Here is a 16277-nt window from a genome sequence, read left to right as displayed (position 1 = left end):
CTTTTTCCCTTGAGATCATTTATCGCCGGGTGCAGGGCGGTCTACCCCTCTGACTCGGTGTCTGTGGCCATCGTCTTCTGTCGTGTAAAAATCATAATAATGAACATGCATTCCATTTCCTACGGGAATGGCAGGACCGGAATAAGCCTTATAATGATGAGTGTGTCCATCTTCAAATACAACATATCCTTCGGTGTAATGAACATGATTTCCATCCTGGGTTTGAATTGGAGGGGATGTCACATCCAGGCACTGATGCACATGGCCCTCCTCTACAGAGGTATAGTCAACTGAACCGTGGGTATGTTTCGGAACAAACCCTTTTACAAAATCATCTTTTCCTACCTTCTTCATTCTGATCCCCCATTCCCGCTACCGTTGTTAAGCGTTATTCTCTTTTTCTAAATCATCTTATTCGGCAAAAAAGGAGAATATGTTTTTACGAAAAAAGCTACAGGAAGTTTATTGCTTTTCAAGGGAATGGATGGTGGTTCAGCTCAATAGGAAAAAGCCCCTTTATTATGAAAAAGGGGCTTCTTCCTATTGTTTTGGTTTTAAAGCTTCACCTTCAGCTACTGCCACCCGTTCATTAATCATGATGCGGTTTTCTATTGAATAAGCCCGCTTCCTTTGCCGCGGCAAAACTTCTTTCAGCGAAATCGAAAGCGTCCCCGGTATCTTCCCAGTGCATATACATCAAACGTGGTTTGTCAAACAACCAGTGATTGTGAACTGCTGTAACGATAAGACCCCTTTTTCGAAGTGCGGACATGAATGGATTGATTTCCTTCTGCAGAATAACTGTTTCACCGAGATTTAGATCATTTTCGAAAGATAAGGCAAATGGAAGGGCTAGCGGAGAACGGGTAGGGCGGCCTAAAATCGTTGCCTTAATATCCCTGAGACGCATTACTGTGCATGGAGATGTGGAAATGACCATTCCCCCGATGACATCTGCTAGTTCTTGACAGGTCGATCCATCTTCATGATGTCCTCCCTGATGTTGATGTGGATGCCGCCTATGCTCTCGATGTTTGTCCATAAATCCTGCATCTTCATAAGCCCTTCTGAATTTCGAACCGCCAAATAAAACATCATCCCAATTATTACTCAAAATAATTCACCTCCTTGTCCATTTGTAAATAATATATTCATATATGGAAGGCCTGACTGGATAATAGAACCAAAACAACCGCACAATTATTCTCAAAGCAGGGGGACGGTTCTGCTGTTTCAGTTACCGCTTTTACTTTCCTCAGTTTCCGTTCCATCACTGCTGGACTCCAGCCAATGAAAAAAAACCCGGTGAAATACCGGGGCCTTAGGAATCCAATGGCCGTTGCATTTTATGTGCGCTAAGGGTTGCTTCGAACATGTCGATGATTTCGAGGAACCTTTCCGCCTCCCTGAAGGTATGGTCCGCTAAAAGCGGATGGATATTGCTTTTAATCCGGCATGCCTCGATCAGCTCCCTGGCCGTCCTTTTGAAGTCTCTTAGAGAGGCAACGGAAACTCTATTTTGATCCAGGAATTGGTCGAGTATCGGCACTGTCTCTGATTGCGGCCTCATCGAATCCAAATCAACCGCCTGAAAGACAAGCTGATCAAAATCATGGCTAAATTCCCTTGCCTGCTGGACAAGTTTTCTTTCCGAGGGGTCCAACAGGTGCCCAATGAATTTTGCATGGTCCGCCATGATTTTAAGGAAAAAGACATTTTCCTGAATGATATCATCTGCTTCAGGTGCCAATCTCCCTTCATTCAGTTCTTTCAGCCGATTGGCAAAATAAGCCGCTTCCCTGCTGACGTGATCGATTAACAACGGGAAGTTATTGGAACGGATCTCACAGCGCAGCTCCAGCCCCAATACTTTCCTTTTGTAATGCCAAATGGCGACCGCTGCCTGATAGACCTCATTGTTAAATGCCTGGACCTGGCTCAGTTCCGAGTTGAGCGAAAACCTGGAAAGCTTCTCTTCAATTCGTTCAAACAGAGCGATAAACTGCTGGGCTTCGGTAATCAATTGCCGTTGTTCGTAAGTAAACCCCAGGCTTAGAAATAATGCATGTTCCTTCATAATCCTTGACCAAAACCTGATTTCGTCCAAAGACCTCGCTACGATTGGATTCGCCATGACCACACCCCTTTTCACGATTCCCACACATGCTATATGTATGAAAGGATGCCGGTCCATATGCGGTTCTTAATATTTTCATGCCATTTGGCAACGCGAGCCCTGCCTGCCATCATGGAGTTTTGTGAAGTCGGGTACGGGTAGACCAGGCTATATGTGGCAGTGTATCTGCCATGTTATAATTGTTGATTTGCTTATTAGTCCGTGTAGGCAAGGCGTTCCATAGGCGGAGAAATTCCGATTAAGGTATATTGCAGAGGCTTAAATAGCAAAAATAAGCGGAGATATTCCGACTAACTTCCTATTTCGGGGCTAAATTCAAGGATTAAATGAATATAAACGGAAAAACCTCCCTTATATTGCGGGAAATGTTGGTATTTCCCGACTTAGGCGGAATTCTTCCATTTATTTCGTAAACTCACTAAAATCAACTTTCTATTATTCTTAATTTCGCACTTAATGTGCCCCCAAACGCCTCATTCATCAACCTCGATTTCCACCACATCATCCAGATATCTCATTGAATTATACCCATGGATGACGATGCTTTTGGGAACCACATTATTGTCTATCGCTACACTTTGAACGGTGGTGAAATGAAGAGGCTGCTCGATTTCTTCATAAGGAACATCCATTTCTTGCATATCATATTGAACCCCATTTTTATCCACAAGCACTCCTTCACTATTCATATTCGTATAATTTGGTTGACTCCCATTTTCTCCCACAACATCGAAGTAAAACGATTGATAGGCTCTGTTCCTGATCTCATGATCGCTTAGAACTATAATGGTAGGATCTCCGACATCCACCCTGTCGATGGAAATCGTGCTGCCTGCATATTCAAACGTTTGTGGATATTCCTTGTAAGCGCCAAGGTCAATCGTCTTTTGGTCATCAACACCCATTTGGACAAAGTCGAACTGCGCGTTGATTTTCTCTGGCTTTTCACCAAAATGCGGATCAAAATAGGCCTGAAAGACAGTCCAGTCCATGTCTCGCTGCTCATACATATGAGAACTGCCAAACATGTCAGCTTTCAACTTATGATCATTTACTCCCAAATGTTTAAAATTAAGCACATCCAGCCGTTTAGGTGAACGTTTCTGATTAATGGCAAATTGCAGGATCGTCGCGGTTGGCGAAATCGTCAATTTGTCGAACCGTACAGGAATTCCCTCCACTTCTTTTGTCCCCGCCAGCGTATATTCTTTGGAAGGTTGTTTTGTAACAGGAATTTCAAATTTCCACTCTCCTGTCTTATTTCCACCATTTCCATAAAACCTAAAATCAAACTGATTTAAAGCATCCTCTTTCAATTTTTGAAGCTTGGTAATCTTAAGTTCGATCGTCCCTTCATCCGTTGTGAGCGGGAGAAGGCTGATCTTTCCGTGAAACACGTTCTTTGCTTTTTTATTCACATCCGATTGAAGGTCCGGCGGATAGAATCTTGGATAGGAATTATGGTTCATAATGGTGGTTTCGTTCTCCACTATAGCCCCATCATGCAAATTCATCATATACCGATTCTCTTCCTTAAGATCTTCTATTTCATAAAAAACAAGTGTCTGGACATCATCCGCAATCACGCTCTTGATCCTGATTTCCACCCCATTGCTCTCGGCAGCCAGGTTCAGGTTCTCACCGAGGTCTTGTCGCAGGAAGGCCCGCAATTCCTGGTCTTCTTCTGTCCACGCATAATAGGCGCTGGAAAACGTCCCCGTGAAAAATTCCATAGCAATGATAAAGCCAAAAACACCTGCAAAAACCAGGCTCGTCCTTTTCCGTTTTTGAATCTTCCGTTGTCTGTCTTGTTCCTTCTCTGACAGCCGGGCCTTCACGTTCTGCATCAGGCTGGCCGGCACCGAAAAACCTTCGGCCGTTTCAGCAAGATCCCTTAACAGGATCATGGCATCCTGAAATGTCGCCAAATCCTCCTGACATTGCTGGCAATGAAAGATATGTATTTCAAAATCCACTTTTTCACTCCGCTCGATGGTCCTTTCCAGGTAATCGATGTAGGATGGGTGATACTCCCTGCAGCCATTAAATGGCGGGTTTTTCCCGAGGATACCTCTAAGTGACTGGATACCGGAAAACAACAGTTCTTTTACCTTCTTTTCGGAACATCCGAGAACCTGGGCGGTTTCCTCCCGGGAAAGTTCATGTATATAAACAAGGGCCACTGCCTCTTTCTCATCCTGCTCCAGCTGAAGGAGCGCTTCAAATACAGGATCATGATGTTCGCTTTTCTCTGAAGCTGGTAATCTCTTATCTCTGGAAAACTCCCGGCAGGTTTGGATAAAAACCGAAAGGGCCCATAAATCAAAAGAGATTTCGTTCTTTAATCGAGGCCATTCCTTGTCCGCTTTGTCCATACACCGAAAAAACAGCTCCTCCACCTGCTGCTCATCCCCAAGAAAAGACCAGCCCATCATATACAATCCACGCTTATGCCGTTCAAACCAATCTACCACCAAATCAACCCCCTTTTGAAGCACGGGGACGGTTCTCCTGCCTCATTCCTCCGTTCCCATCACCATATTTTACCACCCGGTATGCCGGATTGCCTACCTGTTTCAGCCATCTTCCACAACTGCAAAACAAAGTCGCCTTTACTGCGCAAAAAATGGCCCCGTATTTCACGGGACCATTGGATAATGAAGCAAGAGAACCGTCCTCCTGCTCTATTTGAGTTCGTTCAGCAGGTTGAGGTTGATCATTCCTTCGATGTCGTTGCTTGGTATATAGGCTGCTTCTTTACTGATATCAGCCATTTCCTGGATGACTTGTTCGTTTACTTCGGTTGTCACGGACAGGCGGGAGAACGCGGCTGCCACTTCCTCTTTGTTGATTTCTTTCCCTGTCAGGTCCTTCAGGTGCTGAATGACGATGTCCTGTGCTTCTTCAGGGTTGTTTTGAATAAATTCGACAGCGTTCTTATGGCCAGTCAAATACGCCTTAGCCAAATCTTCCTTTTCTAGAAAATCGGACCTAGCTGCTACGACTGTATTGGTTGATTCCTTGCCCCAGGCAAATTCGTCCCAATCGAGCAGCAGCTTTCCGCCGGCCTGATTTTCAAGAACATAGCCCCATGGCTCCTGTGTCGCGGCCGCGTCAACGGATTTCTGAATAAACAGCGGCGCCGTATCGGCAGGGGCTGCAGCAAACAATTCTACCGAACCGCCATTTGTTGTCGGCTCAAGGTTCACCTCTTGAAGCGCCTTTCGCAGCATAACATCCTGGGTGCTTCCGATAACCGGGATGGCTACTTTCTTGCCGTCCAGGTCTTCAAGCTTTTCCACACCGCTGTCTTCCCTGGCAACAAGGACGGCGCCTCCGTTAACCGCTCCGGAAATCAGGTGGTATTCCTTGTTTTTCACATAAAAGTTCAGCAGCGGGCCGGGTCCGACTGTCCCTACGTCAATCGCATCAGTGGACATGGCTTCCATGAACAAGCCGCCATTAGAGACTGTTTTTGTCTCAATTTTAACATTTTCACCAAGCGCTTCTTCAAAGAATCCTTTCTCAAGCCCGACAATCGTCGCGATATGCGTCAAGTTCGGAAAATACCCGATTCTGACAGTATCGCCATCTGAATCCCCGCCGGAGCCTTCATTGTTTGATTGGCCGCATGCGCTCAGCACACCCACAACCAAAATGGAGAATAGCAAGGATAGCATTGTTTTTTTCATAAGTTCCACTCCTTATTTGACTTTTAAATAAAGTTCTTACCTTGCCCTTAATCCCCATTTCACTTCAACACTGCGTTCAAGCCTTGAGAACACAACATTGTCGACAATGGTTCCAATGATGGCAATGATGATCATGACTGAAATGACAAGGTCCATTTGCCCAAGCGAGCGTCCCATCTCAAGGAGCTGCCCAAGGCCTCCGCCGCCGCCAAGAAGTTCCCCGGCCATAAGCGCGCGCCAGGAAAACGCCCAGGCAATCCTTAATCCGGAAATCAGCTGCGGCACTGATGCCGGCAGAATCACCGTACGGATAAAATGGAACCCGCCGGAGCCGTACACTTTGGCCACACGCTGATACAGCGGCGGCACATTTTTGAATCCGCTTGTCGCGTTCACGGTCATGGTCCAGGTCGCCCCGATGGTGACAATGAACAGGATGGCCATATCATTCAATCCAAACCAGATGATTGCCAGCGGAAACCAGACAATACTCGGGATGGACTGAAGGGCGGTCACCACAAAACCAAGCGTATCCTCAACAACTTTATAGCGCCAGATAAAATATCCAAGGATCAATCCAACAACGATCGCAATCGTAAACCCTAAAAGGATGCGGCCAAGGCTCTTGCCGATGGCTGTTGTGATCTGTCCGCTGATCAAGCCGTTCACAAGCGTGTCAAGCACCTGAGTCAGACTCGGGAACATAAAGGCAGGAAGGCCGGATAACCTAGATGTGACTTCCCATATCACCGCTATCGCCGCGATGAAGATGATTCGTCTTAAAGCTGTAGTCATCACCCATTTCCTCCTTCAATACCTTTTCTAATTCTTCCTCTAAAATGGACAGTATCTTTTGTTCTGTATGCAGCGTCACTCCGTCCGGCATGATTCCGTCCTTCATAGTTGGAACCGTGATGATTTCCTTGATTTTGCCCGGACGGGTCGCAAAAACGACAACTTGTTCGGAAAGCAGCACCGCTTCCCTGATATTATGGGTAACAAAAAAGATGGTCACCTTCGTCTTTCTCCAGATTTCGAGCAGCTCTTTATGCAGGACCATTCGGGTTTGTTCATCGAGTGCAGAGAATGGTTCATCCATTAACAGAATGTCCGGCTCCATCACCAGCGCTCTTGCAATCGAAACCCTTTGCTTCATTCCCCCTGATAGCTGGTGCGGATAGGAATCGACATATTTGCTGAGATGGACCATTTTCAGGACTTCCATCGCCTTTTGTTCTGCCTGTTCCTTTGTCATTTTTTTAAGGAGCAGTCCGTAGGTAACATTCTCCAAAACCGTCAGCCATGGAAACAGACCCGCTTCCTGGAATACCACAACCCGTTCAGGACCAGGTTTTTTCACCAAATTGCCGGCAACCCGTATTTCGCCCTGGTCGGCTTTATCCAGGCCGGCAATCAGGTAAAGCAAGGTGGATTTGCCGCAGCCGGAAGGACCGACGATGGAAACAAAGCTCCCCTTTTCAACATTCAAGTTTATATTATCCAGCACTTTAAGCTTTTCTTTTTTCTCCGTGACAAAACTTTTCTCAATTCCATCTATCGTCAAGTACATGCTGTCACCTCAATTTTAATTCCAAGTAATTTTATATGTTTTATGTATTTAATAATGATTAAAAATACCCGATTTGTCAACAGATAAATTGTGAAGCATGGGGGCAGCCCTCCTTATTCATTTACAGCCTCATTTTGCTAACCACCATCATGGTAACAATACCCATCATTTACAAGTCCGAAGCATGCGCACGATGCTCCTTCTTCCAAGCCATGGCAAAAAGCCCGGCTTTGCAACCGGGCTGAAAGGCTTGTGAAAAAGTTTGCAACCACTTCCTACTTAATCTTTCCTAATTCATCTATAAAGGCTGGCCTCTTGCTATACAAGTTAATCAGTTGATTTTTTTACATACCCTCTGATAGGCTTTGCGATTGGATGCAGCATTTGCTGCAGATTTAATATATTCCCGATAAATTTCAATCACTTCTTGCTTATACTCATCGGACAGCTTCTCAGCGTATGTTTCAATATACTGAGGATTTCTTCTGACAAACACCAATATCTCTTCAAGGTCATTTTCTTGTTCAATAAGTTGCTGGAATAAACCAGTGATTTGCCATCCCTTTCTTGATTTAAGTTCATGCTTTAAGCTTGCATAGAGCTCATCCTGATCTCCAGCTAATTCTTTTAAATCGCCATAATAATTAAAGTCACCATTAAGGAACAGTTCCATTGCCAACCCTTGCTGCTCTTCTTTTAATGAAAGAGCTTGGTAGGCCGAATACCGGAACTTTTTCCATCTGGTTATCAGCCCAGGATACTTCTTGTCCTGGACTTCTCCTCCTTTAGCTACTTCAATCACTTTGTTGTAATTCTTCTCCTGAATGTACTTGTTCAGCAGCAGCTCTCTAAATGAGGAATACTGAAGGTGCTCGGATATAAATTGTTCTGCTTCTTTATCGGTGCCATATTGCTCAATGAACTTAAACAATAGTTGAAGAAGATTCTCGTTCATGTAGTCTTTAAGCCGATCACTAGTGTTGGCATCAAGCATGGACTCTATTTTCGTCTTCAATGGCACTCTAAAGCTAACATCATCGGCAAATACAAAACAAATATGAAGCAATTCCAGCTGGAAATCCTCCCAACCATCAAAAACCTTATAACCCGTATAATCTAATAGCTTCGTAAATAGAACATCTTTTTGCTTGTCAAGCTTGCTCTTTTGTACCACTTCCCCTATTACCCCAAGGGTTTCCGTGACCAGGAACCCAATATCCCCGTTTGAATCATCTGCATATTGGAAGGCTTCTATTGATTCCTCCAGCAAGAGCAAAGCAATATCCACACCTAGTACAACATCTTCCGTATTTCTTGCTTTCTCTAAAACTTCTTCCAGCTCAAAGACAAAGTCTCCTGTATCCCGATATTTTATAAAACCTTCCCGTCCCGTGTATTTTCTTACAATCGCTCTAATCAGCGTCCGGCATGCCTCAAGTTCCTGCTGTTTGTCACCGTTTAAATATCTAACCAGGAGACTGTTTTTTAGCGCTGTATCACCATCCGCAATATCAATAATAATTTTGATCAAATCTTCTTTTGAAAGAACAGCTAAAACGTCATGCAGGGCAATATGTTGAGATGGCTTTTCCGCCACTTTCCCCTTCACAGCAGCTTGATTCAGCATGTTGAAAAGCTCAAAGTAGGATGCCGCTTCGTGTTTGCATACAGGCCCAAAATCATAGGGACAATCGCATACTGAATAGATAATGTCCCCATTATCCTTCACTTCGATTTCAACCTGGTAATCCTCACTACCTTCAATATGAAAAACATATTCATTCTTTCTTAGTTCAAATGCTTCCGTAACCCTGCCATCAAGGTAATAGTCATAGCCTCTCTCTAAAATGACTTTATCTATATGACTTTTAAAATCGAAAATATTCATTAATCATCAATCCTCACTAGAAGCAGGGGGACGGTCGATGTTCATGATGGCCCTTCCCACTATATTTTTTCATTTCGTCCTAGTCTCTCGCCTATATAACTGAGATGACCACGGTTCTTTTTCCATTTAAAAAACTCCTTTTTTAATCCGAAGAGACTAACTGGTATGTATGGTTTTTATTATACATAATCTAACCTTCTTTCGAAAATTGGCATCCTTTTTGAAATTGCCCAGCCCAATAGTATAATAGATAGAAGTTATTGAAAATTACGAAACAAAAGAGCAAGGAGAGTTATATTATGGACATCACCTTAAGCCATAAAATGGATCATTTTAAACCATCCATTTTTAGTGAACTGGCCGACTATAAAAAACAAAAGCTTCAGGAAGGCAAAGAGCTCATTGACCTTAGTATCGGAAGCCCGGATTTGCCGCCTCCCCAGTTTGTCATGGACGTGCTGAAAAAACATGTTGCAGATCCTTCCCAATACGGATATTCGCTGACTGGCATTGCCGAACTTCACGAAGCGATTGCCCAATATTATCACCGTCAATTTAATGTTAACCTGCGGGCCGATCAAGAGGTCCTGACACTGATGGGCTCCCAGGACGGGCTTGTCCATTTGCCGATGGTGCTGTGCAATCCCGGTGACACCATCCTTGTTCCTGACCCAGGGTATACGGCATACGATGCCGGAATTTCCCTGGCAGGGGCCATTCCCTACCCAATGCCCTTAAAGGAAGAAAATCAGTTTCTGCCGGACTTGGACAAGATTCCTGAAGAGGTAAGAAAAAAAGCTAAGGCCATGATTCTTAACTTCCCTGGAAACCCCGTACCTGCATTAGCGACAAACGAATTTTTTGATAGAGTTGTTCGATTTGCCAAGGAAAATCAGATTATGGTGATTCATGATTTTGCCTATTCGGAGCTATATTACGAGGAAAAGCCGATCAGCTTTTTATCAATAGAAGGGGCAAAAGAAGTAGGAGTGGAGTTTAATTCTCTTTCCAAAAGCTTTAATATGGCAGGCTGCCGGATCGGCTACCTGGCTGGCAATGAACACATTCTGAACGGGCTGAATCGCTTAAAGTCCAATCTCGATTATGGTGTCTTTTTGCCAATTCAAAAAGCCGCCATTACAGCTTTGAACAACTCCTCCGAGTTCAGCGGTCCGCTTCGAAGCATCTATAAAAAGCGGAGAGATGTTTTTATCAATGGCTTGCATCAATTAGGCTGGGAAGCAGCATCCCCCAAGGCCTCGATGTTCATCTGGGCAAAAGCGCCAAAGCCGTTTACCTCCACACAGTTCGCCTATAAACTAATCGATGAAGCAGGCATCGTCGTCACACCCGGGAATGCATTCGGAAAAGAAGGAGAAGGCTACGTACGGATTGCTCTGACCCAAAACGAAGACAACCTGAAAAAAGCCGTTGCCAGACTGCGTGGCATGGGGACGGTTCTCCATGCCTCATTATAAGGAAAAATCCAGGCCGTTATTTATCGGCCTGGATTTTTTTATAGTTATTCTCCATCAATCTTTTTGCCTTTTCCATCATAAACCGCGACTTTAACCGGCAATTCCACTTCGTCTTTGTTAAAAACAGCATACCAGACCCACAGGTTGTCACGAACGAAAAACCGGTTTGGCTGGACATCCCCTTCACTAGTAATGATGATGGTCTTTGCCTCGTCTTCGGCGAAACCGTATAGAACGGAATAATCCTCTTCAACCTGGTTGTCGGCTCGCCAGTCGACCGCTCCCCTCTCTTCTTTCTCTTCCTTAAACTCCTGGAAATCCATCATCGGGGAAATAAACTTTTCAAAATCAGTGAACTCTTTATTGGTAAGCACAGGAATGATTCCCGAGCTGCTTTCGGCAAAAACGAGTTTTGAATCGGAATCATATAAAAGAATTCTCTTGCAATCGCCAAATTGCGTGGCAACTCTTTTACAGACCCTTTCTTCAAGGGATGCAGAAGGAATCCTTGTTCCGGCCGGATCAGCGGGACGAAAGGCAAAATAGGAGATAATCAATATAAATCCAGCACACAGCACAGCTATTACTATTTTCTTATTCATCTCAAGCACTCCCTCTTCCCCATTATACTCCCGTCCATCAAGGAGTGCCCCCTCTCAAATAAAAAACAGAGCAGATTCATCCCGAATTGCCCTGCTATTTTTATAGCTGCTATATATTCATATTTTCATCAATCCTTCAATTGCTGAGCAACTTCTAATAATTCAATCGAAGCGGTTCGATGCTGACTTTTAAAACAACATTCAAGGAATCATGGACCATATTGATTTTATTTACCATATATTCTTTTTTATGGATGGTTACCGTATTGCTGGCTCTTAATGCGGTAATATATTGCTCCCAATGCTTTACACTAGCACTTAAAAGGCATTTATCTTCTAAATAATAATCCACCCTGTTCACATTGGCCTTCATGCTTTCCACCCCCTTTGTCATAAGATCACTTTTACTCGTGGACAATGATGGCTATCTCTCGTCAAATAGTATCGAGAGTTTTGCTCTTTTAAAAAGAAAGATATATTAACATATATACCTTTCAAAGCAATTTAATTCCTTTATCTGCAAGGATTATGCTAGTTGTTCGTCACTTGCTGTTTTTAACTCTTCCTTTTGCAAACCAACTCGCAGGATGGGTCGTCTAATCTATGGAAGGGAGCAGGAGATAGTGGAAGAAATTTTAACAGAAGTTTGGCAGCTGGAAGACCGGGAAGCTGTGGTGGATAGGATCATGGATCTTTATGGCCAGGATATCCTGCATCTCGTGTATTCCTATGTAAAAGATCAAACTACGGCGGAGGATCTGACTCAGGAAATTTTCATTAAATGCTATAAAAACCTTCACCAGTATAACCGGAAGGCTAAGCTGAAGACATGGCTGTGGCGAATTGCGGTGAATCATTGCAAGGATTATTTAAAAAGCTGGCACAGCCGCAATATGATGGTCGCGGATGAACAGGCACGCACGGAGGCCAGCCACCGGGAGGATGTCGAGAATCTGGTCATACAAATGGAAGAAGATGAAAAGCTGGCTGCTGCGGTCATGGGTTTGCCCGAAATTTACCGCGAAGTGATTTATCTCTACTTTTTCGAGGAGCTTGCGATTAAGGAGATTGCCTATGCGGCGAGTCTCAACCAGAATACAGTCAAGACTAGATTGAAGCGGGCAAAGGAATTGCTGAAAGAAAGGCTGGAGGATAGATGATGGATGAACGTTTGCGAAATTTAAGGAAATCCATGAAGAAGACCGTGTTTACCGGCCTGAATTTCACGGAGAACCATAAGGAGCAGGTAAAAAGAAAAATAGCCTCTCTGAATATGAAATCGGAAGAGGAAGTGATCATCGCCATACTCCATATGCTCTCCCAGGAGAAAACAGGCTTTGAACTGACCCAGAGCATCCGGGCCAGGGGAATTCAGAATTTCGAGCATCACGAGGGCCAGCTTTACATGCTTTTGCACCACCTTGAGCAAAAGGGTTACCTGCAATCACAATGGAAGGAAAGTGATGAGAAATATTACCGGGTAACAAACAAAGGAACCAGAGCCCTTGCTCTTGTTGATAAAAAAAGCTCCAGCAGCAGGTCCATTTTAAAAGAAATATGGGAGGGGTGAGAAATAGGTGAAGAGTTTAAAAGATAGCTTCCTTGCAGAAGTGCTTCAGCAGATAAAATCAAGAGAAGCAAGGGATCTTGTCCATAATGAGCTGAACGATCATTTGCAAAAGTCAAAAGCTGGGTTCATTGCAAAGGGAATGAACGAGAAAGAAGCCGAGGAAAAGGCCGTGCTGCAGATGGGCAGCCCGACTGAGCTTGGCGCGCAGTTCAATAAGCTCCACCGGCCAAAAATCGACTGGCTCCTGCTGGGGCTGTTTGTGGTTGCTCTCATGATGGGCTTTCTGCCATTGTTGAACATTCAGGAGCTGTACCATGAAAACCTGATGGTGAAACAAGGAGTGTATATGGGCATCGGGATTCTATTGGCGTTTGCGATGATGGTTGTGGATTATCGGAGGCTGGCAAAGTGGAGTTGGCTGTTTTTGGGGTTTGGGATGCTGCTTCTGCTTGCGCTCCGCTTCGTGCCCAATGCTATCGTAAACGGGATGCCTTTTATTCATATTATGGGTCTGTCCATCAGCGGCATCACTGCCATGCCCTTCCTGTATTTGTTTTGGGCTGGTTATCTGTCGCAGGAGAAGCCCAGGGTTTGGCCGATGATTCTCATCTATCTTGTGACTGCATTCCTGTTTCTCAGCCTGCCTGCTCTTCCCGTTGTGATGATTTATAGCCTGCTGCTGTTCATCCTCTTCTGGACAAGTGCAGTCAGCCGCGAAATTGTTTACATCGCGAGCGGGGTGGGTGCATGCCTTGCGGCCATTTGTGCTGCCCTTTTCTGGTTCATGACTGCCCCCTATCAGAAAATCAGGTTGCTCGCATTCCTTGAACCCGAAGCTTACTCGGAAAATGCCGGTTTTATGTATTTGAGGAACAGGGAATGGATTTCAGGCGGAGGCTGGTTTGGCAATAAGGCGGAACCCAACCCTCTGCCCGAAATGTGGACTGACTTTGTTTTCGCTAATGTGACATATTTTTATGGATGGATTGCAGCTGGGATTCTTGTGCTGGTGCTATCGATGCTGGCAATCCGAATGGTGATGATCTCCGGAAAAATCAAAGACCGCTTTGGAAGGCATCTTGTGATTGGCGCCATCAGCCTCTTCTCCATCCAGTTCTTATACAACATTGGAATGAGCCTTGGGCTGTTGCCGATTATCTCCATCTCGCTGCCATTTATCAGCTACGGGCTGACACCAGCGCTTCTCAATTCCTTTGTAATTGGGATTGCTCTGAGCGTATACCGGCGGAAGGACCTCGGGGTGGGAGCAGGATGGAGGAAAGCATAACGATTTTATCAGGAGATGCTATAATTGGAGCGTACCAAAATTTTCTAATATCATGAGGGAGGAAAAAGCAGTGCCAGTTGCAGCCTATTTGAATTTTGACGGGAATTGCCGTGAAGCTGTTGAGTTTTATGGAAAGGTTTTTGGATCTGAGCCTTATATCATGACATTTGGCGAATCTCCTCAAAGCCCGGATTTCCCTATGCCCGTAGAAGCCAGGGACCTGGTTCTGCATGCCCGGGTCAATATTTGCGGAAGCAATGTCATGTTCTCCGATACCTTCCCTGGAATGTCATTCGTTCAGGGGAATAATGTTTCCCTCGCCGTAATGAGCAACAATCTTGATGAGCTTCAATCCTATTTTGACCAGTTGAAAGAAGGAGGAAAAGTCCAAATGGAACTCCAGGAAACCTTCTGGAGCAAAAGCTACGGCACACTCATCGACCGCTACGGCATCCACTGGCAAATCAGCTATGAGGCATAGGGACGGTTCTGCTGCCTCAAAAAGCACAAAAAGGAGAACTGCGACGGCAGCTCTCCTTTTTAATATTTGTTTTTTGGCGAAAACCGCGACCATTATTTTTGATACCAGTCCGCCGGCTCCATATTGACGAATGGAATGTCAGTGTCGACCATCCCCTCAATCCGCTCGAATAAAAAGTCTTCTCCATTCAGCCAACCCGAAAAGTCAAACACATCAGGTTCCTGGTCTCCTCCAAGCGCAATCCACGCTTCCAGGTCATTTGGAAAATAGGCAGACGTGTGAATAGTGCCCGCCCAACTTCCATAAAGCTTGGAGAACACCCCTTTATCGGTATCATTTAAAAGTTTAAATGCCTGCTTGCCACTTAATTTATGTACCTGGTGGTCCTCAATCAGCTGCAGCCTTTTTTGGGAATCATCGAGGACCCGCCGATTCTCCTCAGTCATGATTTTAAAATGGTTGGTGCAAGCTGACCCTTGCCGGATTTCAACCCGTCTGGGTGAGGTTTCCACGATATACGGCAAATCACTTTTTTGATCAAATAGTACATAGCTGAAGGAGCCGCGATGCGGGATTTCCTTCAGCAGCTCAGCTGCTTCCCCGGCATTGGCACATAATTCAAGAATCAGCCTGCCGATCATATGACAAATAAAACCGTCACCAGGACGCTTCCGGTTCATGAAGGTATAGCCCATTGCTAGGCCTTTTTCATTCATACCGTCACTCCTGCCCGTAATTTTCTGAGTCAAACCGATTGTCGAGTAACCTCCGTCACTTGGTTGAAAAGCGACACAGCGGCCATCATATGTCTTTGGATGGTAATCATAGTTCCGGATTACATAATGATCGCCCACGTAAATGGAGCATCCTGATGGAGTTATATTCACCCTGTATCCCCCAAATTCCTTCAATACTCTATCCATCGGCCATTCCAGCGCATCTTGCAGCCCCAGAAATTCCTGCCACAGGAACGGTGCCAATTGTTTAAAAACCCGCTCGGTCTCATTCAGGTCAATCCGGAATAGCGGTCTCCGCACCTTCCATTGACGTTCCCGGTTCTTGATTAAAATTGAGTCCTTTAATCTTTCTCCCTGCATAAAACCAAAATCATAATGCGTTCCACGAAATTGGATGATGTCTGCATAAATGTTTTTCATGATGAGGCCCCTCCATTTTTCCATTACCTATAGGATACGTGGAAAAAACGGAAAAATAAAGTGATGGAAGTGGCCTGGGCTTTAGTAAATTAATCAACGTAATTTTCCTTTTATGCTGAGAACACGATAAAAGTTGATTACCTGATAATAGGGCACGCAAAAAAAGAACAGCCATTTCAGCTGTTCTTTTATTTTGCCTGGCAGCGTCCTACTCTCACAGGGGGAAACCCCCAACTACCATCGGCGCTGAGAAGCTTAACTTCCGTGTTCGGCATGGGAACGGGTGTGACCTTCTCGCCATCACCGCCAGACTATTTTATTGAAATGAGGGTTGTTCCCTCAAAACTGGATAATGTATTTCAGAAGGACTTGCATTCGAGTATCAACCTATTGTCCAGCTCCGGCTCCTAGCCT

The 16277-nt window shown here is 44.8% G+C and carries 16 protein-coding genes and 1 rRNA gene; 5 read left to right on the top strand and 12 right to left on the bottom strand.

Annotated elements, in window-relative coordinates; genetic code table 11:
- Nucleotides 1-15: 15 nt before the first annotated feature.
- From ADU22_RS11865 to ADU22_RS11830, 8 genes are all read right to left on the bottom strand, one after another.
- Nucleotides 16-354 carry a YmaF family protein gene (locus tag ADU22_RS11865; protein ID WP_053362335.1) on the bottom strand — a complete coding sequence of 113 codons (339 nt, stop codon included), beginning with the start codon at nucleotides 352-354 and terminating at the stop codon, nucleotides 16-18.
- Between the two features lie 235 nt (nucleotides 355-589).
- A complete protein-coding gene (locus tag ADU22_RS11860; protein ID WP_231687872.1) occupies nucleotides 590-1114 on the bottom strand; it encodes a DUF1259 domain-containing protein in 525 nt (174 codons plus the stop codon).
- A 207-nt stretch (nucleotides 1115-1321) separates the two neighbouring features.
- Nucleotides 1322-2134, bottom strand: coding sequence for a DUF2935 domain-containing protein (locus tag ADU22_RS11855; RefSeq protein ID WP_053362334.1), 813 nt, complete (start codon nucleotides 2132-2134; stop codon nucleotides 1322-1324).
- A 476-nt stretch (nucleotides 2135-2610) separates the two neighbouring features.
- Nucleotides 2611-4611, bottom strand: coding sequence for a DUF4179 domain-containing protein (locus ADU22_RS11850; RefSeq protein WP_231687871.1), 2001 nt, complete (start codon nucleotides 4609-4611; stop codon nucleotides 2611-2613).
- 210 nt (nucleotides 4612-4821) lie between these two features.
- On the bottom strand, nucleotides 4822-5829 hold the full coding sequence (locus ADU22_RS11845) for an ABC transporter substrate-binding protein (RefSeq protein ID WP_053362332.1): 1008 nt from the start codon (nucleotides 5827-5829) through the stop codon (nucleotides 4822-4824).
- Between the two features lie 36 nt (nucleotides 5830-5865).
- Nucleotides 5866-6624 (bottom strand): ABC transporter permease, encoded by a 759-nt coding sequence (locus tag ADU22_RS11840; protein ID WP_053362331.1) that lies wholly within the window; start codon nucleotides 6622-6624, stop codon nucleotides 5866-5868.
- Nucleotides 6557-7399: an ABC transporter ATP-binding protein gene (locus tag ADU22_RS11835; protein WP_053362330.1), complete on the bottom strand. Its 843-nt coding sequence runs from the start codon at nucleotides 7397-7399 to the stop codon at nucleotides 6557-6559. Before ADU22_RS11835 ends, ADU22_RS11840 begins: the two co-directional genes overlap by 68 nt.
- Before the next feature lie 331 nt (nucleotides 7400-7730).
- Nucleotides 7731-9287 (bottom strand): SWIM zinc finger family protein, encoded by a 1557-nt coding sequence (locus ADU22_RS11830; RefSeq protein ID WP_053362329.1) that lies wholly within the window; start codon nucleotides 9285-9287, stop codon nucleotides 7731-7733.
- Nucleotides 9288-9586: 299 nt separating this feature from the next.
- Between ADU22_RS11830 and ADU22_RS11825 the strand changes: the two genes are divergently transcribed.
- On the top strand, nucleotides 9587-10765 hold the full coding sequence (locus ADU22_RS11825) for an LL-diaminopimelate aminotransferase (protein ID WP_053362328.1): 1179 nt from the start codon (nucleotides 9587-9589) through the stop codon (nucleotides 10763-10765).
- Between the two features lie 44 nt (nucleotides 10766-10809).
- Here the strand turns inward: ADU22_RS11825 and ADU22_RS11820 are convergent, their stop codons facing one another.
- A complete protein-coding gene (locus tag ADU22_RS11820; RefSeq protein WP_053362327.1) occupies nucleotides 10810-11367 on the bottom strand; it encodes a hypothetical protein in 558 nt (185 codons plus the stop codon).
- Between the two features lie 154 nt (nucleotides 11368-11521).
- Complete coding sequence (locus ADU22_RS11815; RefSeq protein ID WP_053362326.1) at nucleotides 11522-11740, bottom strand: hypothetical protein; 219 nt, start codon at nucleotides 11738-11740, stop codon at nucleotides 11522-11524.
- A 250-nt stretch (nucleotides 11741-11990) separates the two neighbouring features.
- On the opposite strand from ADU22_RS11815, the gene ADU22_RS11810 reads away from it, so the two are divergent.
- From ADU22_RS11810 to ADU22_RS11795, 4 genes are all read left to right on the top strand, one after another.
- Nucleotides 11991-12527, top strand: coding sequence for a sigma-70 family RNA polymerase sigma factor (locus tag ADU22_RS11810; RefSeq protein ID WP_053362325.1), 537 nt, complete (start codon nucleotides 11991-11993; stop codon nucleotides 12525-12527).
- Nucleotides 12527-12937: a PadR family transcriptional regulator gene (locus ADU22_RS11805; RefSeq protein WP_069187976.1), complete on the top strand. Its 411-nt coding sequence runs from the start codon at nucleotides 12527-12529 to the stop codon at nucleotides 12935-12937. Before ADU22_RS11810 ends, ADU22_RS11805 begins: the two co-directional genes overlap by 1 nt.
- A 7-nt stretch (nucleotides 12938-12944) precedes the next feature.
- Nucleotides 12945-14225, top strand: coding sequence for an FtsW/RodA/SpoVE family cell cycle protein (locus tag ADU22_RS11800; protein WP_053362323.1), 1281 nt, complete (start codon nucleotides 12945-12947; stop codon nucleotides 14223-14225).
- 70 nt (nucleotides 14226-14295) lie between these two features.
- Nucleotides 14296-14706, top strand: a complete 411-nt coding sequence (locus tag ADU22_RS11795; protein ID WP_053362322.1) for a VOC family protein — start codon at nucleotides 14296-14298, stop codon at nucleotides 14704-14706.
- A 92-nt stretch (nucleotides 14707-14798) separates the two neighbouring features.
- Here the strand turns inward: ADU22_RS11795 and ADU22_RS11790 are convergent, their stop codons facing one another.
- Together ADU22_RS11790 and rrf are read right to left on the bottom strand one after the other, a co-directional pair.
- Complete coding sequence (locus ADU22_RS11790) at nucleotides 14799-15863, bottom strand: C45 family autoproteolytic acyltransferase/hydrolase (protein WP_053362321.1); 1065 nt, start codon at nucleotides 15861-15863, stop codon at nucleotides 14799-14801.
- 195 nt (nucleotides 15864-16058) lie between these two features.
- Nucleotides 16059-16174: ribosomal RNA gene (gene rrf / locus ADU22_RS11785) — 5S ribosomal RNA — on the bottom strand.
- Nucleotides 16175-16277: the final 103 nt, after the last annotated feature.

It is taken from the genome of Bacillus sp. FJAT-27251, from assembly GCF_001273925.1.
Lineage (GTDB): Bacteria > Bacillota > Bacilli > Bacillales > Cytobacillaceae > Mesobacillus_B.
The sequence above is the reverse complement of the archived record's forward strand: the minus strand, read 5'-3'. Positions and strand labels throughout refer to the sequence as shown.